Source organism: Carnobacterium viridans (assembly GCF_900102725.1).
GTDB classification, from domain to species: Bacteria; Bacillota; Bacilli; order Lactobacillales; family Carnobacteriaceae; genus Carnobacterium_B; species Carnobacterium_B viridans.
Genome location: NZ_FNJW01000004.1, coordinates 1 through 23,591, shown reverse-complemented (window position 1 = coordinate 23,591; position 23,591 = coordinate 1). Strand labels below are relative to the sequence as shown.

28 protein-coding genes are annotated in these 23,591 nt (G+C 29.7%); 11 read left to right on the top strand and 17 right to left on the bottom strand.

Annotation, left to right across the window (positions count from 1 at the left end; genetic code table 11):
• Positions 1–1,095: 1,095 nt before the first annotated feature.
• Positions 1,096–1,443 carry a hypothetical protein gene (locus BLT48_RS01065; protein WP_089974506.1) on the bottom strand — a complete coding sequence of 116 codons (348 nt, stop codon included), beginning with the start codon at positions 1,441–1,443 and terminating at the stop codon, positions 1,096–1,098.
• 20 nt (positions 1,444–1,463) lie between these two features.
• Positions 1,464–1,643, bottom strand: coding sequence for a hypothetical protein (locus BLT48_RS01060; RefSeq protein ID WP_035024323.1), 180 nt, complete (start codon positions 1,641–1,643; stop codon positions 1,464–1,466).
• Between the two features lie 1,005 nt (positions 1,644–2,648).
• Here BLT48_RS01060 and BLT48_RS01055 point away from each other — a divergent pair.
• From BLT48_RS01055 to BLT48_RS13720, 3 genes are all read left to right on the top strand, one after another.
• A complete protein-coding gene (locus BLT48_RS01055; protein WP_089974516.1) occupies positions 2,649–3,170 on the top strand; it encodes a YcxB family protein in 522 nt (173 codons plus the stop codon).
• A gap of 144 nt (positions 3,171–3,314) precedes the next feature.
• Positions 3,315–3,818 (top strand): YcxB family protein, encoded by a 504-nt coding sequence (locus BLT48_RS01050; protein WP_089974519.1) that lies wholly within the window; start codon positions 3,315–3,317, stop codon positions 3,816–3,818.
• A gap of 375 nt (positions 3,819–4,193) precedes the next feature.
• Positions 4,194–4,349, top strand: a complete 156-nt coding sequence (locus tag BLT48_RS13720) for a hypothetical protein (RefSeq protein WP_176944029.1) — start codon at positions 4,194–4,196, stop codon at positions 4,347–4,349.
• Positions 4,350–4,508: 159 nt separating this feature from the next.
• Here the strand turns inward: BLT48_RS13720 and BLT48_RS01045 are convergent, their stop codons facing one another.
• The 5 genes from BLT48_RS01045 to BLT48_RS01025 form a co-directional block, all read right to left on the bottom strand.
• A complete protein-coding gene (locus tag BLT48_RS01045) occupies positions 4,509–5,024 on the bottom strand; it encodes a hypothetical protein (RefSeq protein WP_089974511.1) in 516 nt (171 codons plus the stop codon).
• Between the two features lie 118 nt (positions 5,025–5,142).
• Positions 5,143–5,556, bottom strand: a complete 414-nt coding sequence (locus BLT48_RS01040) for a SprT family zinc-dependent metalloprotease (protein WP_035024309.1) — start codon at positions 5,554–5,556, stop codon at positions 5,143–5,145.
• 23 nt (positions 5,557–5,579) lie between these two features.
• Positions 5,580–6,587 carry a replication initiation protein gene (locus tag BLT48_RS01035; RefSeq protein WP_035024319.1) on the bottom strand — a complete coding sequence of 336 codons (1,008 nt, stop codon included), beginning with the start codon at positions 6,585–6,587 and terminating at the stop codon, positions 5,580–5,582.
• A gap of 960 nt (positions 6,588–7,547) precedes the next feature.
• Positions 7,548–7,895, bottom strand: coding sequence for a hypothetical protein (locus BLT48_RS01030; RefSeq protein ID WP_089974506.1), 348 nt, complete (start codon positions 7,893–7,895; stop codon positions 7,548–7,550).
• A 20-nt stretch (positions 7,896–7,915) separates the two neighbouring features.
• Entirely contained in the window at positions 7,916–8,095 is a 180-nt protein-coding gene (locus BLT48_RS01025; RefSeq protein WP_035024323.1) for a hypothetical protein, read from the bottom strand.
• 1,005 nt (positions 8,096–9,100) lie between these two features.
• Between BLT48_RS01025 and BLT48_RS01020 the strand changes: the two genes are divergently transcribed.
• The 3 genes from BLT48_RS01020 to BLT48_RS13715 all read left to right on the top strand — a co-directional run bounded on the left by BLT48_RS01020 (position 9,101) and on the right by BLT48_RS13715 (position 10,801).
• Positions 9,101–9,622 carry a YcxB family protein gene (locus tag BLT48_RS01020; protein ID WP_089974516.1) on the top strand — a complete coding sequence of 174 codons (522 nt, stop codon included), beginning with the start codon at positions 9,101–9,103 and terminating at the stop codon, positions 9,620–9,622.
• Positions 9,623–9,766: 144 nt separating this feature from the next.
• On the top strand, positions 9,767–10,270 hold the full coding sequence (locus BLT48_RS01015) for a YcxB family protein (RefSeq protein WP_089974519.1): 504 nt from the start codon (positions 9,767–9,769) through the stop codon (positions 10,268–10,270).
• A 375-nt stretch (positions 10,271–10,645) separates the two neighbouring features.
• Positions 10,646–10,801 (top strand): hypothetical protein, encoded by a 156-nt coding sequence (locus tag BLT48_RS13715; RefSeq protein WP_176944029.1) that lies wholly within the window; start codon positions 10,646–10,648, stop codon positions 10,799–10,801.
• A gap of 159 nt (positions 10,802–10,960) precedes the next feature.
• Here the strand turns inward: BLT48_RS13715 and BLT48_RS01010 are convergent, their stop codons facing one another.
• The 5 genes from BLT48_RS01010 to BLT48_RS00990 all read right to left on the bottom strand — a co-directional run bounded on the left by BLT48_RS01010 (position 10,961) and on the right by BLT48_RS00990 (position 14,547).
• Positions 10,961–11,476, bottom strand: coding sequence for a hypothetical protein (locus BLT48_RS01010; RefSeq protein WP_089974511.1), 516 nt, complete (start codon positions 11,474–11,476; stop codon positions 10,961–10,963).
• Between the two features lie 118 nt (positions 11,477–11,594).
• The gene (locus BLT48_RS01005; protein WP_035024309.1) at positions 11,595–12,008 is read right to left on the bottom strand and encodes a SprT family zinc-dependent metalloprotease; all 414 of its coding nucleotides are present in this window, start codon (positions 12,006–12,008) and stop codon (positions 11,595–11,597) included.
• 23 nt (positions 12,009–12,031) lie between these two features.
• Positions 12,032–13,039 (bottom strand): replication initiation protein, encoded by a 1,008-nt coding sequence (locus BLT48_RS01000; protein WP_035024319.1) that lies wholly within the window; start codon positions 13,037–13,039, stop codon positions 12,032–12,034.
• A 960-nt stretch (positions 13,040–13,999) separates the two neighbouring features.
• Entirely contained in the window at positions 14,000–14,347 is a 348-nt protein-coding gene (locus tag BLT48_RS00995) for a hypothetical protein (protein WP_089974506.1), read from the bottom strand.
• A gap of 20 nt (positions 14,348–14,367) precedes the next feature.
• Positions 14,368–14,547 (bottom strand): hypothetical protein, encoded by a 180-nt coding sequence (locus BLT48_RS00990; protein ID WP_035024323.1) that lies wholly within the window; start codon positions 14,545–14,547, stop codon positions 14,368–14,370.
• Positions 14,548–15,552: 1,005 nt separating this feature from the next.
• On the opposite strand from BLT48_RS00990, the gene BLT48_RS00985 reads away from it, so the two are divergent.
• The 3 genes from BLT48_RS00985 to BLT48_RS00975 all read left to right on the top strand — a co-directional run bounded on the left by BLT48_RS00985 (position 15,553) and on the right by BLT48_RS00975 (position 17,303).
• Positions 15,553–16,074, top strand: a complete 522-nt coding sequence (locus BLT48_RS00985) for a YcxB family protein (RefSeq protein WP_089974516.1) — start codon at positions 15,553–15,555, stop codon at positions 16,072–16,074.
• Positions 16,075–16,463: 389 nt separating this feature from the next.
• The gene (locus BLT48_RS00980) at positions 16,464–16,721 is read left to right on the top strand and encodes a YcxB family protein (protein ID WP_089974515.1); all 258 of its coding nucleotides are present in this window, start codon (positions 16,464–16,466) and stop codon (positions 16,719–16,721) included.
• Positions 16,722–17,096: 375 nt separating this feature from the next.
• Positions 17,097–17,303 (top strand): hypothetical protein, encoded by a 207-nt coding sequence (locus tag BLT48_RS00975; RefSeq protein WP_089974513.1) that lies wholly within the window; start codon positions 17,097–17,099, stop codon positions 17,301–17,303.
• 107 nt (positions 17,304–17,410) lie between these two features.
• Here BLT48_RS00975 and BLT48_RS00970 read toward each other — a convergent pair whose 3' ends face one another.
• The 5 genes from BLT48_RS00970 to BLT48_RS00955 form a co-directional block, all read right to left on the bottom strand.
• Positions 17,411–17,926: a hypothetical protein gene (locus tag BLT48_RS00970; protein ID WP_089974511.1), complete on the bottom strand. Its 516-nt coding sequence runs from the start codon at positions 17,924–17,926 to the stop codon at positions 17,411–17,413.
• Between the two features lie 118 nt (positions 17,927–18,044).
• Positions 18,045–18,458 carry a SprT family zinc-dependent metalloprotease gene (locus BLT48_RS00965; RefSeq protein WP_035024309.1) on the bottom strand — a complete coding sequence of 138 codons (414 nt, stop codon included), beginning with the start codon at positions 18,456–18,458 and terminating at the stop codon, positions 18,045–18,047.
• A 23-nt stretch (positions 18,459–18,481) separates the two neighbouring features.
• Positions 18,482–18,922, bottom strand: coding sequence for a replication initiation protein (locus BLT48_RS00960; RefSeq protein WP_089974508.1), 441 nt, complete (start codon positions 18,920–18,922; stop codon positions 18,482–18,484).
• Positions 18,923–19,020: 98 nt separating this feature from the next.
• Positions 19,021–19,221: a RepB family plasmid replication initiator protein gene (locus BLT48_RS14405; RefSeq protein WP_369332857.1), complete on the bottom strand. Its 201-nt coding sequence runs from the start codon at positions 19,219–19,221 to the stop codon at positions 19,021–19,023.
• A 1,210-nt stretch (positions 19,222–20,431) separates the two neighbouring features.
• The gene (locus tag BLT48_RS00955; protein WP_089974506.1) at positions 20,432–20,779 is read right to left on the bottom strand and encodes a hypothetical protein; all 348 of its coding nucleotides are present in this window, start codon (positions 20,777–20,779) and stop codon (positions 20,432–20,434) included.
• Positions 20,780–22,099: 1,320 nt separating this feature from the next.
• Here BLT48_RS00955 and BLT48_RS13710 point away from each other — a divergent pair.
• Entirely contained in the window at positions 22,100–22,453 is a 354-nt protein-coding gene (locus BLT48_RS13710) for a YcxB family protein (RefSeq protein WP_176944028.1), read from the top strand.
• Positions 22,454–22,668: 215 nt separating this feature from the next.
• Positions 22,669–23,010, top strand: a complete 342-nt coding sequence (locus tag BLT48_RS00950) for a hypothetical protein (protein ID WP_089974503.1) — start codon at positions 22,669–22,671, stop codon at positions 23,008–23,010.
• Positions 23,011–23,591: the final 581 nt, after the last annotated feature.

Here is a 23,591-nt window from a genome sequence, read left to right as displayed (position 1 = left end):
AATCGCATAGGATAGCAACTGCATTTGGTTCAAGGTCAAACCTTGATTGAGTTTTGAGGTTGATAGCTCATTGCTCTTTTTAATACTATCTGCATTGCTAATCAGAACTTCCTTTTTATTTAATCTCCCGGCCATAGAAGAACCCCCTTGTTAGTTGTAAGTTAATAGTAACGTAACTTACATAACTAATCAATATGAATATGTTTTTAATTTCAAGCTTATAGAAAGAGGGATAAAAAACTTTCGATAGAGGGATAAAAAACTTTCAATAGAGGGATAAAAAACTTTCAATAGAGGGATAAAAAACTTTCAATAGAGTCTATAAACCGTTGGTATATATGTGTTTATAGCGACCTTAAAGTTAATAAAGTTAATGAATTTAATAAAAAGTAATAAATACGCAGACGCGCGAAAAAAAAGGATTGGTTAAAAAATAGTGGTAACTGCTATACTTATTTAGCTGTCACCTTTTTAAGCTGAACTATTCAGCAAGAAAGGAGGCTTTATTGTGAATATACTTTTTGACGTCTTACTTGGAGTCCTGATTAATGTCATTGCCCATGGCATAATCAAATGGCTAGATTCCAAGGACAAAACAGACAGCTAGCCTGCCCGTATAGAAAAATACGAAAAAAAAGACCAGTAGGTTGCCCCCCACTGGTCTTTGGCTTTATCGTGAATATCTTTTTGTACCTTTATTATCGCATATAACCATTTAAAATCAAGTAACAGATCATTCAAAGGAAACCTTGCTTCGCAAGCTAAGGACTATCTTATAAGGTCAAAAGAAGTCGCTTCGCTCCATTTGCAAGGAAAAAAGGGGACTGTCTAAAAATCTGATAAATGGGCTTATTGTTAAAACAGCTTAAGGATGATATTTGTTTACTGCTCTCTACGTTCGTGCAGGGCAAGCCCTACATACCCAAAATCAGAAAAAACCAAAAAACAGACAGCAACTTAGTTGAATACCCATCGTTAAACGCAAAAAAAAGCATGTTTAACAGATTTCACCCTTCTAAACACATATTTCCCTCATTTGATTTTTAAAGTAGCTTAGAAATGATTTTAAAGCTTATTTTAGCTATTGACTTTGAATCAAGAGTTACTCTCTAAAACTTTACGTGTAAGGTAACTAAAAAACATAGTATTAGCAGAGTAAGAAAGAATACAAATTAATGTTATGCCTGAATCAGCGTCTGATAAAGCAACACCAAGCACCACTAGGGTAATTAAAATGTGTAGGATTCCAGCTAAAACTAATAAAGATTTAAACTTTTTCTGTTGAGGTTTAGACAATCTTGTAAGTTGATTTGATTTAACAGAGACCACAGAGAAAAAGCGTACAAATATAGACGTATAGTTTCCTAACATAATATTAAAAATACTAAATAAATGACCAAAAACAATTATCGCAACGAGAACGTAAACTATGTAATCTGCCAAAAAAAAACCTCCTAAAGTATTTAATTATCTTTTTTATTTTGATTTTTTCGAGCAAGGTGAAGTAAAATAATAAAATTTAATTGCAGAATATAAGCAGCAGGTCTGGCGATTATCTCATCTTGAAAAATAAAAAACATTCCCATAGAAAAGTTGAATATTGCTAATAAAAAAAGTGGGTTTTTCATAATTTCTTTATTCAAAAATACACCTCCTAATAAAAAATGATATAGCTAATTATAGATTTATTAATTTAAAAAGAAAGGGCGCACTTATACTCCAATAAAATATTTGGAGTATGTGCTAAGATCTAAAATAAATATAAGTGCGCACTTACACACGATAAAAAAATATCGTGTTTGTGCTAAAAAAATGTGTGAAAAATCGCTCCGCAATTTTAAAAATTCGTTGCACTCATTTGAAAAAAATCAAAGAAAAAAAGAAAATTCAAAAATAGAAAAAAATTGTAGCGGAAATAAAATGAGATTTAGGTAATTCTTGGTAAGAGCATAAAGAGATTCCGACGTCGTCCGATTTTCGCTTCGCTTCAAAACGTTGACTTGTCAGGCTGTGCCTGATGAATCTTAGTGAAAAAAAAGACGTCTAAATCGCTGATATAGCGATTTTTCATCATGTTTGAAAACATTGATTTAATAACCTTTCAAAGGCCTTGTGTGCCACACTTGTGGCACAGCGTCACACACTTGTCCGACATTCTGTCATGCACTTGTGGCACAAACTGTCGGACAAGTGTGTGACGTTTTTGCTGTTTTTTTCTCATGATTTTTAGAAATAAAAATAAAAAAAACAAAGGTCAATTTATTATTTGATCTCTGCTTTTTCGTTTTATTTATGTACTTATTTTCTGGTTAGATTCAATTTAAAATAGGTAATGAAGATATCAATAGGTAAAGAATAACTCCTACTACACATCCTATTAAAAAAATAATTAAACGCCTTTTATTTTTCATTTTAAAACCTCCCATGCATTAGAATATTACAATAAAAAGTAATTAGTAGAACGGAAAGAACTTAAAAGATACTATCAATAATTTTAATTGATACATGAAATTACATAGATTCATGTATTGAGAACCTTATTAGTTTAAGGTTCTTTTTTTAAATTAAACAAAGCTTATTTTATCTTTGCTATAATAAAAGCAACAGATGACTTAAATTTTTTTACTTATTTTATCAGGAGGTAGTTTATGAATAACGAAGAAAATGTTCTAGTTAAATTCTCTGTAACAGAAAAAGATTATACTCGAACTTTCTTATATATGAGAATGAAATATGCTATAAAAGTTTTAATTAGCGGTTTTTTAATATTAATGATCTATTTATTTACTTTAACAGATCTTTCGTTGCTAACGAATTTTATTATTTCTGCATTATCTGTCCTTTTAATTGCTGTTCCACTCTCTTTTTTTGCTGTAAGTTATAAAGCAAAAAAAGAATTTAGAAGTGACCATGATTTAAGAGAAGAACTCACGGTTGAAGCAAACGATTTAGGACTTAATTTAAGTGCTTCAAATGGGAATAGTCATCGTGACTGGGATCGTATTTACTCAGTTCGAGAAATCAAACATGATTTTATTGTTTATTTTTCTAAATCTTTTGCATTTTCATTACCCAAGAGCTATTTTGGTTCTAAAAAAGACATTTCCCTATTTAAAGAATTAGTCTCAAAACATATAAATTCTGATAAGGTATACTTCAAAAAACAGTAATACATGAAATTGTATAGAATTATGTATTCAGAACCTTATTAAACCAAGGTTGTTTTTCATCTTAAAAGTAGAGAGATTTAGATTTATCTATCAATACGATATAATAAATTTAGTACAAAGAAAATATGGAAAGAAGGTTATAATTTGACTGATCCTTCTGCAAAGGAAAAAGAGATTTATGTCAATGTTGATATTTCCGAGAAAGAATATGTACGAGCTAGTTTATATCTAGCTAAAAAAAATATTCTTATTCTTTATTCTGGCACTTTTTTTTTATTAGCTACTGCGTTCTATTTATTATCTTTTGGTCAAAACCAATTATCAAGCTTAGTTATTGCAATTATTGCTACTTTATTTGTCCTTATTCTAAGCTTCTATCGTACCATTTGGATGTACAGAAAGAAATTTAAAAAAGATCGTTTGTTAAAAGAAAACGTTACTTATAAAATTGATTTAAAAGGACTTGAAGCTTCTAGAGAGCGAGGCTCTATTTTTATGTCTTGGAGCGACTATAACTCTATAAAAGAATACCAAGACTTATTTCTTCTCTATATTTCAGATACACAAGCTCAAATTATTCCGGAACGCTGTTTTCAGACAGAAGAAGATAAACAACATTTTAAACTTTTAATTGCTAATAATAAATAACAGGATAATATCGTTTTTAACACATGAAATTAGATAAAGTCGTGTATGTAAAACCTTGTTAAATCAAAAATTATTTTACCCTTTATAACTAGTAAACTCGATTTTAGTACACCCTATTTCAGATGATAGTTTTAAGGTAATAGAGCAATTACGATAGTAGAAATTAAATCAAATATAGCTCCAATAAATTTTTAGTAGAATAAGTTAAACTTTTGAACATATTTTTCAATTCTCCAGTCTTTTTTAAATTTAAAGATACATGAAATTCCATAGAATTATGTATCCCGAATCTTATTTTAATAAGGTTATTTTTGTTATTTCATTTTTTAGAGAGTATATTTAAACTATTAAAATTAAGGATAGGAGAATGTAGCAATGAAAATAACAAAAATATCTATAGTTATAGCTATCATTATTGGAATAGTAGTCTTATTTGCAATTCCTTCTGTTAAACAAAGTCTTTATTTTTTGCCACTAGTAATTATTGTCAGTGTAATTAGAAGTTGGGAAAAAGCAACCAAAAAAAAATAATATCTTTTTCCTGATTCCTATATCAAGATCAAAAAAGAGTTATTATTTTTAATACATGAAATTGGATAAAAACGTGTATCCGGAATCCTATTCCCATAGGGTTCTTTTTCTTTACTCTCGTTCAATACATGATTTCATTTTTAACAGCGTTACAATCGACTATCCCTTTTTGCTAAACAGACGACTGAAAAAGCCTTTTTTTACTTGTGCTGGTTCGGTATTATCTTCAGTTGCAGCGTTAGAAACATATTGATCTGTTTGGGTGAAATCATATTCTACTTTTTTATTTGATTCTAACTGCAGTTGTTCAATTTGCTTATTAGTTTGTAAGGTAAGACGTTGTTGCTGGTCCAATAGATTTTGTTGTTCTTTTAGTAGTTTTTGAAGCATATCTATCTGCTTGTCTTTAGCTAAAAGCTGTTCTTGATAGAAATATGAGTCGTAAACTTGGTTTTCGTTATTTCGGAAACTAGTTTGCTTATCAGTTTGCGATTGGTTTTTTTTATCCGAAATAAACATTGATTTAATAACTTTTTGACCTTCTTCGCTTATCACAAACTGGTTTCCGATTTTCGTAAACCATTTCTTCTTTTGTGTTTCTGTTACTTTTTTCGAAATTGCTGTTTTGCTCACACCTATTTCTTCTGCTAATTCTTTAATTGTTTTTTTACTCATGTTAACTCTCCTTGTTATGCCTTCTCTCTATTACTGGACAGGTTTATATCCTATACATACAACTATAAATTTTACTTATTATGAATAAAATTTTTTAGATTAAAAGAATAACTTGAACTTAACTCAATAGAGCATAATTTAAAAAGATATTATAGTTGCTGTAAAGTAAGTTTCTTGCAAGTTGATTTTCAAACCACTCATCTCCATCGTCAAAATCTTTATCAAGTTTCCACCCAATGTAATGCAAAAATTCATGTTTAATAGTTCCTTGAATATCTATTGTTTTATTCTTTTCTAAAAAATCTTTAGAAATAACTATTTTTTGGGGAACATCTTCAGACGAAGAAAGCATATAACCAGATTGGTTATTTTTTAAAAGAGAATCTTCTTTTTTAGTATTTAAAAATACAGGTATATCAATCTTTACACCATACTGGCTAATAGCCCATTCTTTTGATTGTTTAACTAAATTGTAAAATAGTTGTATGTTTTTTCTATTCTCTGATTTTCTTTTTCGTGACTTGTAACTCATTTTATACGCTCCTGTTTAAATAATTAATTTTTAAGCCAATTAAACAACGGAACTTTAGGATTAAGTGGTTCTTTCCCTTCCGTTTCGAGTAGAAAATTTAAAGCTTCTAAGTCGTCATTTGCTTTTTTAGTAAGTTTGCTACAATGATCAGCTGTTAATCCTACTTCTTGGTCTAAGTAACGGGCTCTCATTGTCTGAAAATCTCGGATAATAGATAAAGCTCTTTCTCTATTCGTTTTATCATTAATTTCTGCATACATTAGTATATCGTTCAAAACTACATCTGCCATACTAAATAATATATCAATTTGCTTCTGAGAAGCTTTTGAAATTCCTTTACCAGTACTCCAAATCAATTTGAATCCAGTAATTGAACGACCTTTTTTTATCTCTTCATACTTCACTTCTAACTCGGTAAATTTATTGATTTCAGCAATCGCGACATCGAGAACATATTTCTTCAGAAGCCCCGTATTTTCACGATAACTTTTCTTTTCATCGACACCAAAAATTTCCATGATAGTATCTTTTGTCAAAGACTTATACCAACAGCCGTATGAACCTCTCAAGTGGTCGTACAAAGTCCAACTAAAACCACTTTTGAATTTCGCAGTGACAGTCAAGTCAGTCAAGACATACCTATCTTTCAAGTCTAATATATGTGGTGTGATTTCTGGATCCCAGAGAAACGTAAAGGTACCATTGTCATATTTCATTTTCCTAAAAACATTCCAGTATTCGAATGAGTCATTCTCTAAATCTTCCAACCCTGCTTGAATACTTAGTATTCTTTGGGCGTCAACCTTTGCATGCTTAGTTTGATATTTTTCAATGCCAAATTTCTTCTCGAAATCAGCCTTAATAAAAGTTGTCGAACCATCTTTTTGTGTAGAATAAATCGCATAGGATAGCAACTGCATTTGGTTCAAGGTCAAACCTTGATTGAGTTTTGAGGTTGATAGCTCATTGCTCTTTTTAATACTATCTGCATTGCTAATCAGAACTTCCTTTTTATTTAATCTCCCGGCCATAGAAGAACCCCCTTGTTAGTTGTAAGTTAATAGTAACGTAACTTACATAACTAATCAATATGAATATGTTTTTAATTTCAAGCTTATAGAAAGAGGGATAAAAAACTTTCGATAGAGGGATAAAAAACTTTCAATAGAGGGATAAAAAACTTTCAATAGAGGGATAAAAAACTTTCAATAGAGTCTATAAACCGTTGGTATATATGTGTTTATAGCGACCTTAAAGTTAATAAAGTTAATGAATTTAATAAAAAGTAATAAATACGCAGACGCGCGAAAAAAAAGGATTGGTTAAAAAATAGTGGTAACTGCTATACTTATTTAGCTGTCACCTTTTTAAGCTGAACTATTCAGCAAGAAAGGAGGCTTTATTGTGAATATACTTTTTGACGTCTTACTTGGAGTCCTGATTAATGTCATTGCCCATGGCATAATCAAATGGCTAGATTCCAAGGACAAAACAGACAGCTAGCCTGCCCGTATAGAAAAATACGAAAAAAAAGACCAGTAGGTTGCCCCCCACTGGTCTTTGGCTTTATCGTGAATATCTTTTTGTACCTTTATTATCGCATATAACCATTTAAAATCAAGTAACAGATCATTCAAAGGAAACCTTGCTTCGCAAGCTAAGGACTATCTTATAAGGTCAAAAGAAGTCGCTTCGCTCCATTTGCAAGGAAAAAAGGGGACTGTCTAAAAATCTGATAAATGGGCTTATTGTTAAAACAGCTTAAGGATGATATTTGTTTACTGCTCTCTACGTTCGTGCAGGGCAAGCCCTACATACCCAAAATCAGAAAAAACCAAAAAACAGACAGCAACTTAGTTGAATACCCATCGTTAAACGCAAAAAAAAGCATGTTTAACAGATTTCACCCTTCTAAACACATATTTCCCTCATTTGATTTTTAAAGTAGCTTAGAAATGATTTTAAAGCTTATTTTAGCTATTGACTTTGAATCAAGAGTTACTCTCTAAAACTTTACGTGTAAGGTAACTAAAAAACATAGTATTAGCAGAGTAAGAAAGAATACAAATTAATGTTATGCCTGAATCAGCGTCTGATAAAGCAACACCAAGCACCACTAGGGTAATTAAAATGTGTAGGATTCCAGCTAAAACTAATAAAGATTTAAACTTTTTCTGTTGAGGTTTAGACAATCTTGTAAGTTGATTTGATTTAACAGAGACCACAGAGAAAAAGCGTACAAATATAGACGTATAGTTTCCTAACATAATATTAAAAATACTAAATAAATGACCAAAAACAATTATCGCAACGAGAACGTAAACTATGTAATCTGCCAAAAAAAAACCTCCTAAAGTATTTAATTATCTTTTTTATTTTGATTTTTTCGAGCAAGGTGAAGTAAAATAATAAAATTTAATTGCAGAATATAAGCAGCAGGTCTGGCGATTATCTCATCTTGAAAAATAAAAAACATTCCCATAGAAAAGTTGAATATTGCTAATAAAAAAAGTGGGTTTTTCATAATTTCTTTATTCAAAAATACACCTCCTAATAAAAAATGATATAGCTAATTATAGATTTATTAATTTAAAAAGAAAGGGCGCACTTATACTCCAATAAAATATTTGGAGTATGTGCTAAGATCTAAAATAAATATAAGTGCGCACTTACACACGATAAAAAAATATCGTGTTTGTGCTAAAAAAATGTGTGAAAAATCGCTCCGCAATTTTAAAAATTCGTTGCACTCATTTGAAAAAAATCAAAGAAAAAAAGAAAATTCAAAAATAGAAAAAAATTGTAGCGGAAATAAAATGAGATTTAGGTAATTCTTGGTAAGAGCATAAAGAGATTCCGACGTCGTCCGATTTTCGCTTCGCTTCAAAACGTTGACTTGTCAGGCTGTGCCTGATGAATCTTAGTGAAAAAAAAGACGTCTAAATCGCTGATATAGCGATTTTTCATCATGTTTGAAAACATTGATTTAATAACCTTTCAAAGGCCTTGTGTGCCACACTTGTGGCACAGCGTCACACACTTGTCCGACATTCTGTCATGCACTTGTGGCACAAACTGTCGGACAAGTGTGTGACGTTTTTGCTGTTTTTTTCTCATGATTTTTAGAAATAAAAATAAAAAAAACAAAGGTCAATTTATTATTTGATCTCTGCTTTTTCGTTTTATTTATGTACTTATTTTCTGGTTAGATTCAATTTAAAATAGGTAATGAAGATATCAATAGGTAAAGAATAACTCCTACTACACATCCTATTAAAAAAATAATTAAACGCCTTTTATTTTTCATTTTAAAACCTCCCATGCATTAGAATATTACAATAAAAAGTAATTAGTAGAACGGAAAGAACTTAAAAGATACTATCAATAATTTTAATTGATACATGAAATTACATAGATTCATGTATTGAGAACCTTATTAGTTTAAGGTTCTTTTTTTAAATTAAACAAAGCTTATTTTATCTTTGCTATAATAAAAGCAACAGATGACTTAAATTTTTTTACTTATTTTATCAGGAGGTAGTTTATGAATAACGAAGAAAATGTTCTAGTTAAATTCTCTGTAACAGAAAAAGATTATACTCGAACTTTCTTATATATGAGAATGAAATATGCTATAAAAGTTTTAATTAGCGGTTTTTTAATATTAATGATCTATTTATTTACTTTAACAGATCTTTCGTTGCTAACGAATTTTATTATTTCTGCATTATCTGTCCTTTTAATTGCTGTTCCACTCTCTTTTTTTGCTGTAAGTTATAAAGCAAAAAAAGAATTTAGAAGTGACCATGATTTAAGAGAAGAACTCACGGTTGAAGCAAACGATTTAGGACTTAATTTAAGTGCTTCAAATGGGAATAGTCATCGTGACTGGGATCGTATTTACTCAGTTCGAGAAATCAAACATGATTTTATTGTTTATTTTTCTAAATCTTTTGCATTTTCATTACCCAAGAGCTATTTTGGTTCTAAAAAAGACATTTCCCTATTTAAAGAATTAGTCTCAAAACATATAAATTCTGATAAGGTATACTTCAAAAAACAGTAATACATGAAATTGTATAGAATTATGTATTCAGAACCTTATTAAACCAAGGTTGTTTTTCATCTTAAAAGTAGAGAGATTTAGATTTATCTATCAATACGATATAATAAATTTAGTACAAAGAAAATATGGAAAGAAGGTTATAATTTGACTGATCCTTCTGCAAAGGAAAAAGAGATTTATGTCAATGTTGATATTTCCGAGAAAGAATATGTACGAGCTAGTTTATATCTAGCTAAAAAAAATATTCTTATTCTTTATTCTGGCACTTTTTTTTTATTAGCTACTGCGTTCTATTTATTATCTTTTGGTCAAAACCAATTATCAAGCTTAGTTATTGCAATTATTGCTACTTTATTTGTCCTTATTCTAAGCTTCTATCGTACCATTTGGATGTACAGAAAGAAATTTAAAAAAGATCGTTTGTTAAAAGAAAACGTTACTTATAAAATTGATTTAAAAGGACTTGAAGCTTCTAGAGAGCGAGGCTCTATTTTTATGTCTTGGAGCGACTATAACTCTATAAAAGAATACCAAGACTTATTTCTTCTCTATATTTCAGATACACAAGCTCAAATTATTCCGGAACGCTGTTTTCAGACAGAAGAAGATAAACAACATTTTAAACTTTTAATTGCTAATAATAAATAACAGGATAATATCGTTTTTAACACATGAAATTAGATAAAGTCGTGTATGTAAAACCTTGTTAAATCAAAAATTATTTTACCCTTTATAACTAGTAAACTCGATTTTAGTACACCCTATTTCAGATGATAGTTTTAAGGTAATAGAGCAATTACGATAGTAGAAATTAAATCAAATATAGCTCCAATAAATTTTTAGTAGAATAAGTTAAACTTTTGAACATATTTTTCAATTCTCCAGTCTTTTTTAAATTTAAAGATACATGAAATTCCATAGAATTATGTATCCCGAATCTTATTTTAATAAGGTTATTTTTGTTATTTCATTTTTTAGAGAGTATATTTAAACTATTAAAATTAAGGATAGGAGAATGTAGCAATGAAAATAACAAAAATATCTATAGTTATAGCTATCATTATTGGAATAGTAGTCTTATTTGCAATTCCTTCTGTTAAACAAAGTCTTTATTTTTTGCCACTAGTAATTATTGTCAGTGTAATTAGAAGTTGGGAAAAAGCAACCAAAAAAAAATAATATCTTTTTCCTGATTCCTATATCAAGATCAAAAAAGAGTTATTATTTTTAATACATGAAATTGGATAAAAACGTGTATCCGGAATCCTATTCCCATAGGGTTCTTTTTCTTTACTCTCGTTCAATACATGATTTCATTTTTAACAGCGTTACAATCGACTATCCCTTTTTGCTAAACAGACGACTGAAAAAGCCTTTTTTTACTTGTGCTGGTTCGGTATTATCTTCAGTTGCAGCGTTAGAAACATATTGATCTGTTTGGGTGAAATCATATTCTACTTTTTTATTTGATTCTAACTGCAGTTGTTCAATTTGCTTATTAGTTTGTAAGGTAAGACGTTGTTGCTGGTCCAATAGATTTTGTTGTTCTTTTAGTAGTTTTTGAAGCATATCTATCTGCTTGTCTTTAGCTAAAAGCTGTTCTTGATAGAAATATGAGTCGTAAACTTGGTTTTCGTTATTTCGGAAACTAGTTTGCTTATCAGTTTGCGATTGGTTTTTTTTATCCGAAATAAACATTGATTTAATAACTTTTTGACCTTCTTCGCTTATCACAAACTGGTTTCCGATTTTCGTAAACCATTTCTTCTTTTGTGTTTCTGTTACTTTTTTCGAAATTGCTGTTTTGCTCACACCTATTTCTTCTGCTAATTCTTTAATTGTTTTTTTACTCATGTTAACTCTCCTTGTTATGCCTTCTCTCTATTACTGGACAGGTTTATATCCTATACATACAACTATAAATTTTACTTATTATGAATAAAATTTTTTAGATTAAAAGAATAACTTGAACTTAACTCAATAGAGCATAATTTAAAAAGATATTATAGTTGCTGTAAAGTAAGTTTCTTGCAAGTTGATTTTCAAACCACTCATCTCCATCGTCAAAATCTTTATCAAGTTTCCACCCAATGTAATGCAAAAATTCATGTTTAATAGTTCCTTGAATATCTATTGTTTTATTCTTTTCTAAAAAATCTTTAGAAATAACTATTTTTTGGGGAACATCTTCAGACGAAGAAAGCATATAACCAGATTGGTTATTTTTTAAAAGAGAATCTTCTTTTTTAGTATTTAAAAATACAGGTATATCAATCTTTACACCATACTGGCTAATAGCCCATTCTTTTGATTGTTTAACTAAATTGTAAAATAGTTGTATGTTTTTTCTATTCTCTGATTTTCTTTTTCGTGACTTGTAACTCATTTTATACGCTCCTGTTTAAATAATTAATTTTTAAGCCAATTAAACAACGGAACTTTAGGATTAAGTGGTTCTTTCCCTTCCGTTTCGAGTAGAAAATTTAAAGCTTCTAAGTCGTCATTTGCTTTTTTAGTAAGTTTGCTACAATGATCAGCTGTTAATCCTACTTCTTGGTCTAAGTAACGGGCTCTCATTGTCTGAAAATCTCGGATAATAGATAAAGCTCTTTCTCTATTCGTTTTATCATTAATTTCTGCATACATTAGTATATCGTTCAAAACTACATCTGCCATACTAAATAATATATCAATTTGCTTCTGAGAAGCTTTTGAAATTCCTTTACCAGTACTCCAAATCAATTTGAATCCAGTAATTGAACGACCTTTTTTTATCTCTTCATACTTCACTTCTAACTCGGTAAATTTATTGATTTCAGCAATCGCGACATCGAGAACATATTTCTTCAGAAGCCCCGTATTTTCACGATAACTTTTCTTTTCATCGACACCAAAAATTTCCATGATAGTATCTTTTGTCAAAGACTTATACCAACAGCCGTATGAACCTCTCAAGTGGTCGTACAAAGTCCAACTAAAACCACTTTTGAATTTCGCAGTGACAGTCAAGTCAGTCAAGACATACCTATCTTTCAAGTCTAATATATGTGGTGTGATTTCTGGATCCCAGAGAAACGTAAAGGTACCATTGTCATATTTCATTTTCCTAAAAACATTCCAGTATTCGAATGAGTCATTCTCTAAATCTTCCAACCCTGCTTGAATACTTAGTATTCTTTGGGCGTCAACCTTTGCATGCTTAGTTTGATATTTTTCAATGCCAAATTTCTTCTCGAAATCAGCCTTAATAAAAGTTGTCGAACCATCTTTTTGTGTAGAATAAATCGCATAGGATAGCAACTGCATTTGGTTCAAGGTCAAACCTTGATTGAGTTTTGAGGTTGATAGCTCATTGCTCTTTTTAATACTATCTGCATTGCTAATCAGAACTTCCTTTTTATTTAATCTCCCGGCCATAGAAGAACCCCCTTGTTAGTTGTAAGTTAATAGTAACGTAACTTACATAACTAATCAATATGAATATGTTTTTAATTTCAAGCTTATAGAAAGAGGGATAAAAAACTTTCGATAGAGGGATAAAAAACTTTCAATAGAGGGATAAAAAACTTTCAATAGAGGGATAAAAAACTTTCAATAGAGTCTATAAACCGTTGGTATATATGTGTTTATAGCGACCTTAAAGTTAATAAAGTTAATGAATTTAATAAAAAGTAATAAATACGCAGACGCGCGAAAAAAAAGGATTGGTTAAAAAATAGTGGTAACTGCTATACTTATTTAGCTGTCACCTTTTTAAGCTGAACTATTCAGCAAGAAAGGAGGCTTTATTGTGAATATACTTTTTGACGTCTTACTTGGAGTCCTGATTAATGTCATTGCCCATGGCATAATCAAATGGCTAGATTCCAAGGACAAAACAGACAGCTAGCCTGCCCGTATAGAAAAATACGAAAAAAAAGACCAGTAGGTTGCCCCCCACTGGTCTTTGGCTTTATCGTGAATATCTTTTTGTACCTTTATTATCGCATATAACCATTTAAAATCAAGTAACAGATCATTCAAAGGAAACCTTGCTTCGCAAGCTAAGGACTATCTTATAAGGTCAAAAGAAGTCGCTTCGCTCCATTTGCAAGGAAAAAAGGGGACTGTCTAAAAATCTGATAAATGGGCTTATTGTTAAAACAGCTTAAGGATGATATTTGTTTACTGCTCTCTACGTTCGTGCAGGGCAAGCCCTACATACCCAAAATCAGAAAAAACCAAAAAACAGACAGCAACTTAGTTGAATACCCATCGTTAAACGCAAAAAAAAGCATGTTTAACAGATTTCACCCTTCTAAACACATATTTCCCTCATTTGATTTTTAAAGTAGCTTAGAAATGATTTTAAAGCTTATTTTAGCTATTGACTTTGAATCAAGAGTTACTCTCTAAAACTTTACGTGTAAGGTAACTAAAAAACATAGTATTAGCAGAGTAAGAAAGAATACAAATTAATGTTATGCCTGAATCAGCGTCTGATAAAGCAACACCAAGCACCACTAGGGTAATTAAAATGTGTAGGATTCCAGCTAAAACTAATAAAGATTTAAACTTTTTCTGTTGAGGTTTAGACAATCTTGTAAGTTGATTTGATTTAACAGAGACCACAGAGAAAAAGCGTACAAATATAGACGTATAGTTTCCTAACATAATATTAAAAATACTAAATAAATGACCAAAAACAATTATCGCAACGAGAACGTAAACTATGTAATCTGCCAAAAAAAAACCTCCTAAAGTATTTAATTATCTTTTTTATTTTGATTTTTTCGAGCAAGGTGAAGTAAAATAATAAAATTTAATTGCAGAATATAAGCAGCAGGTCTGGCGATTATCTCATCTTGAAAAATAAAAAACATTCCCATAGAAAAGTTGAATATTGCTAATAAAAAAAGTGGGTTTTTCATAATTTCTTTATTCAAAAATACACCTCCTAATAAAAAATGATATAGCTAATTATAGATTTATTAATTTAAAAAGAAAGGGCGCACTTATACTCCAATAAAATATTTGGAGTATGTGCTAAGATCTAAAATAAATATAAGTGCGCACTTACACACGATAAAAAAATATCGTGTTTGTGCTAAAAAAATGTGTGAAAAATCGCTCCGCAATTTTAAAAATTCGTTGCACTCATTTGAAAAAAATCAAAGAAAAAAAGAAAATTCAAAAATAGAAAAAAATTGTAGCGGAAATAAAATGAGATTTAGGTAATTCTTGGTAAGAGCATAAAGAGATTCCGACGTCGTCCGATTTTCGCTTCGCTTCAAAACGTTGACTTGTCAGGCTGTGCCTGATGAATCTTAGTGAAAAAAAAGACGTCTAAATCGCTGATATAGCGATTTTTCATCATGTTTGAAAACATTGATTTAATAACCTTTCAAAGGCCTTGTGTGCCACACTTGTGGCACAGCGTCACACACTTGTCCGACATTCTGTCATGCACTTGTGGCACAAACTGTCGGACAAGTGTGTGACGTTTTTGCTGTTTTTTTCTCATGATTTTTAGAAATAAAAATAAAAAAAACAAAGGTCAATTTATTATTTGATCTCTGCTTTTTCGTTTTATTTATGTACTTATTTTCTGGTTAGATTCAATTTAAAATAGGTAATGAAGATATCAATAGGTAAAGAATAACTCCTACTACACATCCTATTAAAAAAATAATTAAACGCCTTTTATTTTTCATTTTAAAACCTCCCATGCATTAGAATATTACAATAAAAAGTAATTAGTAGAACGGAAAGAACTTAAAAGATACTATCAATAATTTTAATTGATACATGAAATTACATAGATTCATGTATTGAGAACCTTATTAGTTTAAGGTTCTTTTTTTAAATTAAACAAAGCTTATTTTATCTTTGCTATAATAAAAGCAACAGATGACTTAAATTTTTTTACTTATTTTATCAGGAGGTAGTTTATGAATAACGAAGAAAATGTTCTAGTTAAATTCTCTGTAACAGAAAAAGATTATACTCGAACTTTCTTATATATGAGAATGAAATATGCTATAAAAGTTTTAATTAGCGGTTTTTTAATATTAATGATCTATTTATTTACTTTAACAGATCTTTCGTTGCTAACGAATTTTATTATTTCTGCATTATCTGTCCTTTTAATTGCTGTTCCACTCTCTTTTTTTGCTGTAAGTTATAAAGCAAAAAAAGAATTTAGAAGTGACCATGATTTAAGAGAAGAACTCACGGTTGAAGCAAACGATTTAGGACTTAATTTAAGTGCTTCAAATGGGAATAGTCATCGTGACTGGGATCGTATTTACTCAGTTCGAGAAATCAAACATGATTTTATTGTTTATTTTTCTAAATCTTTTGCATTTTCATTACCCAAGAGCTATTTTGGTTCTAAAAAAGACATTTCCCTATTTAAAGAATTAGTCTCAAAACATATAAATTCTGATAAGGTATACTTCAAAAAACAGTAATACATGAAATTGTATAGAATTATGTATTCAGAACCTTATTAAACCAAGGTTGTTTTTCATCTTAAAAGTAGAGAGATTTAGATTTATCTATCAATACGATATAATAAATTTAGTACAAAGAAAATATGGAAAGAAGGTTATAATTTGACTGATCCTTCTGCAAAGGAAAAAGAGATTTATGTCAATGTTGATATTTCCGAGAAAGAATATGTACGAGCTAGTTTATATCTAGCTAAAAAAAATATTCTTATTCTTTATTCTGGCACTTTTTTTTATTAGCTACTGCGTTCTATTTATTATCTTTTGGTCAAAACCAATTATCAAGCTTAGTTATTGCAATTATTGCTACTTTATTTGTCCTTATTCTAAGCTTCTATCGTACCATTTGGATGTACAGAAAGAAATTTAAAAAAGATCGTTTGTTAAAAGAAAACGTTACTTATAAAATTGATTTAAAAGGACTTGAAGCTTCTAGAGAGCGAGGCTCTATTTTTATGTCTTGGAGCGACTATAACTCTATAAAAGAATACCAAGACTTATTTCTTCTCTATATTTCAGATACACAAGCTCAAATTATTCCGGAACGCTGTTTTCAGACAGAAGAAGATAAACAACATTTTAAACTTTTAATTGCTAATAATAAATAACAGGATAATATCGTTTTTAACACATGAAATTAGATAAAGTCGTGTATGTAAAACCTTGTTAAATCAAAAATTATTTTACCCTTTATAACTAGTAAACTCGATTTTAGTACACCCTATTTCAGATGATAGTTTTAAGGTAATAGAGCAATTACGATAGTAGAAATTAAATCAAATATAGCTCCAATAAATTTTTAGTAGAATAAGTTAAACTTTTGAACATATTTTTCAATTCTCCAGTCTTTTTTAAATTTAAAGATACATGAAATTCCATAGAATTATGTATCCCGAATCTTATTTTAATAAGGTTATTTTTGTTATTTCATTTTTTAGAGAGTATATTTAAACTATTAAAATTAAGGATAGGAGAATGTAGCAATGAAAATAACAAAAATATCTATAGTTATAGCTATCATTATTGGAATAGTAGTCTTATTTGCAATTCCTTCTGTTAAACAAAGTCTTTATTTTTTGCCACTAGTAATTATTGTCAGTGTAATTAGAAGTTGGGAAAAAGCAACCAAAAAAAATAATATCTTTTTCCTGATTCCTATATCAAGATCAAAAAAGAGTTATTATTTTTAATACATGAAATTGGATAAAAACGTGTATCCGGAATCCTATTCCCATAGGGTTCTTTTTCTTTACTCTCGTTCAATACATGATTTCATTTTTAACAGCGTTACAATCGACTATCCCTTTTTGCTAAACAGACGACTGAAAAAGCCTTTTTTTACTTGTGCTGGTTCGGTATTATCTTCAGTTGCAGCGTTAGAAACATATTGATCTGTTTGGGTGAAATCATATTCTACTTTTTTATTTGATTCTAACTGCAGTTGTTCAATTTGCTTATTAGTTTGTAAGGTAAGACGTTGTTGCTGGTCCAATAGATTTTGTTGTTCTTTTAGTAGTTTTTGAAGCATATCTATCTGCTTGTCTTTAGCTAAAAGCTGTTCTTGATAGAAATATGAGTCGTAAACTTGGTTTTCGTTATTTCGGAAACTAGTTTGCTTATCAGTTTGCGATTGGTTTTTTTTATCCGAAATAAACATTGATTTAATAACTTTTTGACCTTCTTCGCTTATCACAAACTGGTTTCCGATTTTCGTAAACCATTTCTTCTTTTGTGTTTCTGTTACTTTTTTCGAAATTGCTGTTTTGCTCACACCTATTTCTTCTGCTAATTCTTTAATTGTTTTTTTACTCATGTTAACTCTCCTTGTTATGCCTTCTCTCTATTACTGGACAGGTTTATATCCTATACATACAACTATAAATTTTACTTATTATGAATAAAATTTTTTAGATTAAAAGAATAACTTGAACTTAACTCAATAGAGCATAATTTAAAAAGATATTATAGTTGCTGTAAAGTAAGTTTCTTGCAAGTTGATTTTCAAACCACTCATCTCCATCGTCAAAATCTTTATCAAGTTTCCACCCAATGTAATGCAAAAATTCATGTTTAATAGTTCCTTGAATATCTATTGTTTTATTCTTTTCTAAAAAATCTTTAGAAATAACTATTTTTTGGGGAACATCTTCAGACGAAGAAAGCATATAACCAGATTGGTTATTTTTTAAAAGAGAATCTTCTTTTTTAGTATTTAAAAATACAGGTATATCAATCTTTACACCATACTGGCTAATAGCCCATTCTTTTGATTGTTTAACTAAATTGTAAAATAGTTGTATGTTTTTTCTATTCTCTGATTTTCTTTTTCGTGACTTGTAACTCATTTTATACGCTCCTGTTTAAATAATTAATTTTTAAGCCAATTAAACAACGGAACTTTAGGATTAAGTGGTTCTTTCCCTTCCGTTTCGAGTAGAAAATTTAAAGCTTCTAAGTCGTCATTTGCTTTTTTAGTAAGTTTGCTACAATGATCAGCTGTTAATCCTACTTCTTGGTCTAAGTAACGGGCTCTCATTGTCTGAAAATCTCGGATAATAGATAAAGCTCTTTCTCTATTCGTTTTATCATTAATTTCTGCATACATTAGTATATCGTTCAAAACTACATCTGCCATACTAAATAATATATCAATTTGCTTCTGAGAAGCTTTTGAAATTCCTTTACCAGTACTCCAAATCAATTTGAATCCAGTAATTGAACGACCTTTTTTTATCTCTTCATACTTCACTTCTAACTCGGTAAATTTATTGATTTCAGCAATCGCGACATCGAGAACATATTTCTTCAGAAGCCCGTATTTTCACGATAACTTTTCTTTTCATCGACACCAAAAATTTCCATGATAGTATCTTTTGTCAAAGACTATACCACAGCCGTATGAACCTCTCAAGTGGTCGTACAAAGTCCAACTAAAACCACTTTGAATTTCGCAGTGACAGTCAAGTCAGTCAAGACATACCTATCTTTCAAGTCTAATATATGTGGTGTGATTTCTGGATCCCAGAGAAACGTAAAGGTACCATTGTCATATTTCATTTTCCTAAAAACATTCCAGTATTCGAATGAGTCATTCTCTAAATCTTCCAACCTGCTTGAATACTTAGTATTCTTTGGGCGTCAACCTTTGCATGCTTAGTTTGATATTTTTCAATGCCAAATTCTTCTCGAAATCAGCCTTAATAAAAGTTGTCGAACCATCTTTTTGTGTAGAATAAATCGCATAGGATAGCAACTGCATTTGGTTCAAGGTCAAACCTTGATTGAGTTTTGAGGTTGATAGCTCATTGCTCTTTTAATACTATCTGCATTGCTAATCAGAACTTCCTTTTTATTTAATCTCCCGGCCATAGAAGAACCCCCTTGTTAGTTGTAAGTTAATAGTAACGTAACTTACATAACTAATCAATATGAATATGTTTTTAATTTCAAGCTTATAGAAAGAGGATAAAAAACTTTCGATAGAGGGATAAAAACTTTCAATAGAGGGATAAAAACTTTCAATAGAGGGATAAAAACTTTCAATAGAGTCTATAAACCGTTGGTATATATGTGTTTATAGCGACCTTAAAGTTAATAAAGTTAATGAATTTAATAAAAAGTAATAAAACGCAGACGCGCGAAAAAAAGGATTGGTTAAAAAATAGTGGTAACTGCTATACTTATTTAGCTGTCACCTTTTTAAGCTGAACTATTCAGCAAGAAAGGAGGCTTTATTGTGAATATACTTTTTGACGTCTTACTTGGAGTCCTGATTAATGTCATTGCCCATGGCATAATCAAATGGCTAGATTCCAAGGACAAAACAGACAGCTAGCCTGCCCGTATAGAAAAATACGAAAAAAAGACCAGTAGGTTGCCCCCACTGGTCTTTGGCTTTATCGTGAATATCTTTTTGTACCTTTATTATCGCATATAACCATTTAAAATCAAGTAACAGATCATTCAAAGGAAACCTTGCTTCGCAAGCTAAGGACTATCTTATAAGGTCAAAAGAAGTCGCTTCGCTCCATTTGCAAGGAAAAAAGGGGACTGTCTAAAAATCTGATAAATGGCTTATTGTTAAAACAGCTTAAGGATGATATTTGTTTACTGCTCTCTACGTTCGTGCAGGGCAAGCCCTACATACCCAAAATCAGAAAAAACCAAAAACAGACAGCAACTTAGTTGAATACCCATCGTTAAACGCAAAAAAAAGCATGTTTAACAGATTTCACCCTTCTAAACACATATTTCCCTCATTTGATTTTTAAGTAGCTTAGAAATGATTTTAAAGCTTATTTTAGCTATTGACTTTGAATCAAGAGTTACTCTCTAAAACTTTACGTGTAAGGTAACTAAAAAACATAGTATTAGCAGAGTAAGAAAGAATACAAATTAATGTTATGCCTGAATCAGCGTCTGATAAAGCAACACCAAGCACCACTAGGGTAATTAAAATGTGTAGGATTCCAGCTAAAACTAATAAAGATTTAAACTTTTTCTGTTGAGGTTTAGACAATCTTGTAAGTTGATTTGATTTAACAGAGACCACAGAGAAAAAGCGTACAAATATAGACGTATAGTTTCCTAACATAATATTAAAAATACTAAATAAATGACCAAAAACAATTATCGCAACGAGAACGTAAACTATGTAATCTGCCAAAAAAAAACCTCCTAAAGTATTTAATTATCTTTTTTATTTTGATTTTTTCGAGCAAGGTGAAGTAAAATAATAAAATTTAATTGCAGAATATAAGCAGCAGTCTGGCGATTATCTCATCTTGAAAAATAAAAAACATTCCCATAGAAAAGTTGAATATTGCTAATAAAAAAAGTGGTTTTTCATAATTTCTTTATTCAAAAATACACCTCCTAATAAAAAATGATATAGCTAATTATAGATTTATTAATTTAAAAGAAAGGGCGCACTTATACTCCAATAAAATATTTGGAGTATGTGCTAAGATCTAAATAAATATAAGTGCGCACTTACACACGATAAAAAAATATCGTGTTTGTGCTAAAAAAATGTGTGAAAATCGCTCCGCAATTTTAAAAATTCGTTGCACTCATTTGAAAAAAATCAAAGAAAAAAAGAAAATTCAAAAATAGAAAAAAATTGTAGCGGAAATAAAATGAGATTTAGGTAATTCTTGGTAAGAGCATAAAGAGATTCCGACGTCGTCCGATTTTCGCTTCGCTTCAAAACGTTGACTTGTCAGGCTGTGCCTGATGAATCTTAGTGAAAAAAAAGACGTCTAAATCGCTGATATAGCGATTTTTCATCATGTTTGAAAACATTGATTTAATAACCTTTCAAAGGCCTTGTGTGCCACACTTGTGGCACAGCGTCACACACTTGTCCGACATTCTGTCATGCACTTGTGGCACAAACTGTCGGACAAGTGTGTGACGTTTTTGCTGTTTTTTCTCATGATTTTTAGAAATAAAAATAAAAAAACAAAGGTCAATTTATTATTTGATCTCTGCTTTTTCGTTTTATTTATGTACTTATTTTCTGGTAGATTCAATTTAAAATAGGTAATGAAGATATCAATAGGTAAAGAATAACTCCTACTACACATCCTATTAAAAAAATAATTAAAACGCCTTTTATTTTTCATTTTAAAACCTCCCATGCATTAGAATATTACAATAAAAAGTAATTAGTAGAACGGAAAGAACTTAAAAGATACTATCAATAATTTTAATTGATACATGAAATTACATAGATTCATTGTATTGAGAACCTTATTAGTTTAAGGTTCTTTTTTTAAATTAAACAAGCTTATTTTATCTTTGCTATAATAAAGCAACAGATGACTTTAAATTTTTTACTTATTTTATCAGGAGGTAGTTTATGAATAACGAAGAAAATGTTTCTAGTTAAATTCTCTGTAACAGAAAAGATTATACTCGAACTTTCTTATATATGAGAATGAAATATGCTATAAAAGTTTTAAATTAGCGGTTTTTAATATTAATGATCTATTTATTTACTTTAACAGATCTTTCGTTGCTAACGAATTTTTATTATTTCTGCATTATCTGTCCTTTTAATTGCTGTTCCACTCTCTTTTTTTGCTGTAAGTTATTAAAGCAAAAAAAAGAATTTAGAAGTGACCATGATTTAAGAGAAGAACTCACGGTTGAAGCAAACGATTTAGGACTTAATTTAAGTGCTTCAAATGGGAATAGTCATCGTGACTGGGATCGTATTTACTCAGTTCGAGAAATCAAACATGATTTTATTGTTTATTTTTCTAAATCTTTTGCATTTCATTACCCAAGAGCTATTTTGGTTCTAAAAAAGACATTTCCCTATTTAAAGAATTAGTCTCAAAACATATAAATTCTGATAAGGTATACTTCAAAAAACAGTAATACATGAAATTGTATAGAATTATGTATTCGAACCTTATTAAACCAAGGTTGTTTTTCATCTTAAAAGTAGAGAGATTTAGATTTATCTATCATCGATATATAAATTTAGTTACAAGAAAATGAAAGAAGGTTTATATTTGACTGATCTTCTGCAAAGGAAAAAGATTTATGTCAATGTTGATATTCGAGAAAGAATATGTACGAGCTAGTTTATATCTAGCTAAAAAAAATATTCTTATTCTTTATTCTGGCACTTTTTTTTTATTAGCTACTGCGTTCTATTTATTATCTTTTGGTCAAAACCAATTATCAAGCTTAGTTATTGCAATTATTGCTACTTTATTTGTCCTTATTCTAAGCTTCTATCGTACCATTTGGATGTACAGAAAGAAATTTAAAAAAGATCGTTTGTTAAAAGAAAACGTTACTTATAAAATTGATTTAAAAGGACTTGAAGCTTCTAGAGAGCGAGGCTCTATTTTTATGTTTGGAGCGACTATAACTCTATAAAGAATACCAGAACTTATTTTTTCTCTATATTTCAGATACACAAGCTCAAATTATTCCGGACGCTGTTTTCAGACAGAGAAGATAAAACAACATTTTTAAACTTTTAATTGCTAATAATAAATAACAGGATATTATCGTTTTTAACACATGAAATTAGATAAAGTCGTGTATGTAAAACCTTGTTAAATCAAAATTATTTTACCCTTTATAACTAGTAAACTCGATTTTAGTACACCTATTTCAGATGATAGTTTTAAGGTAATAGAGCAATTACGATAGTAGAAATTAAATCAAATATAGCTCCAATAAATTTTTAGTAGAATAAGTTAAACTTTTGAACATTTTTTCAATTCTCCAGTCTTTTTTTAAATTTAAAGATACATGAAATTCCATAGAATTATGTATCCCGAATCTTATTTTAATAAGGTTATTTTTGTTATTTCATTTTTTAGAGAGTATTTAAACTATTAAAATTAAGGATAGGAGAATGTAGCAATGAAAAAAAAAAATATCTATAGTTATAGCTATCATTATTGGAATAGTAGTCTTATTTGCAATTCCTTCTGTTAAACAAAGTCTTT

Coding starts and splice junctions, on each gene's coding strand:
- BLT48_RS01055 (WP_089974516.1), top strand. CDS start 2,649: ATGAATAACGAAGAAAATGTTCTAGTTAAATTCTCTGTAACAGAAAAA.
- BLT48_RS13720 (WP_176944029.1), top strand. CDS start 4,194: ATGAAAATAACAAAAATATCTATAGTTATAGCTATCATTATTGGAATA.
- BLT48_RS01045 (WP_089974511.1), bottom strand. CDS start 5,024: ATGAGTAAAAAAACAATTAAAGAATTAGCAGAAGAAATAGGTGTGAGC.
- BLT48_RS01040 (WP_035024309.1), bottom strand. CDS start 5,556: ATGAGTTACAAGTCACGAAAAAGAAAATCAGAGAATAGAAAAAACATA.
- BLT48_RS01035 (WP_035024319.1), bottom strand. CDS start 6,587: ATGGCCGGGAGATTAAATAAAAAGGAAGTTCTGATTAGCAATGCAGAT.
- BLT48_RS01020 (WP_089974516.1), top strand. CDS start 9,101: ATGAATAACGAAGAAAATGTTCTAGTTAAATTCTCTGTAACAGAAAAA.
- BLT48_RS13715 (WP_176944029.1), top strand. CDS start 10,646: ATGAAAATAACAAAAATATCTATAGTTATAGCTATCATTATTGGAATA.
- BLT48_RS01010 (WP_089974511.1), bottom strand. CDS start 11,476: ATGAGTAAAAAAACAATTAAAGAATTAGCAGAAGAAATAGGTGTGAGC.
- BLT48_RS01005 (WP_035024309.1), bottom strand. CDS start 12,008: ATGAGTTACAAGTCACGAAAAAGAAAATCAGAGAATAGAAAAAACATA.
- BLT48_RS01000 (WP_035024319.1), bottom strand. CDS start 13,039: ATGGCCGGGAGATTAAATAAAAAGGAAGTTCTGATTAGCAATGCAGAT.
- BLT48_RS00985 (WP_089974516.1), top strand. CDS start 15,553: ATGAATAACGAAGAAAATGTTCTAGTTAAATTCTCTGTAACAGAAAAA.
- BLT48_RS00980 (WP_089974515.1), top strand. CDS start 16,464: ATGTACAGAAAGAAATTTAAAAAAGATCGTTTGTTAAAAGAAAACGTT.
- BLT48_RS00975 (WP_089974513.1), top strand. CDS start 17,097: ATGAAAATAACAAAAATATCTATAGTTATAGCTATCATTATTGGAATA.
- BLT48_RS00970 (WP_089974511.1), bottom strand. CDS start 17,926: ATGAGTAAAAAAACAATTAAAGAATTAGCAGAAGAAATAGGTGTGAGC.
- BLT48_RS00965 (WP_035024309.1), bottom strand. CDS start 18,458: ATGAGTTACAAGTCACGAAAAAGAAAATCAGAGAATAGAAAAAACATA.
- BLT48_RS13710 (WP_176944028.1), top strand. CDS start 22,100: ATGATCTATTTATTTACTTTAACAGATCTTTCGTTGCTAACGAATTTT.
- BLT48_RS00950 (WP_089974503.1), top strand. CDS start 22,669: ATGTCAATGTTGATATTCGAGAAAGAATATGTACGAGCTAGTTTATAT.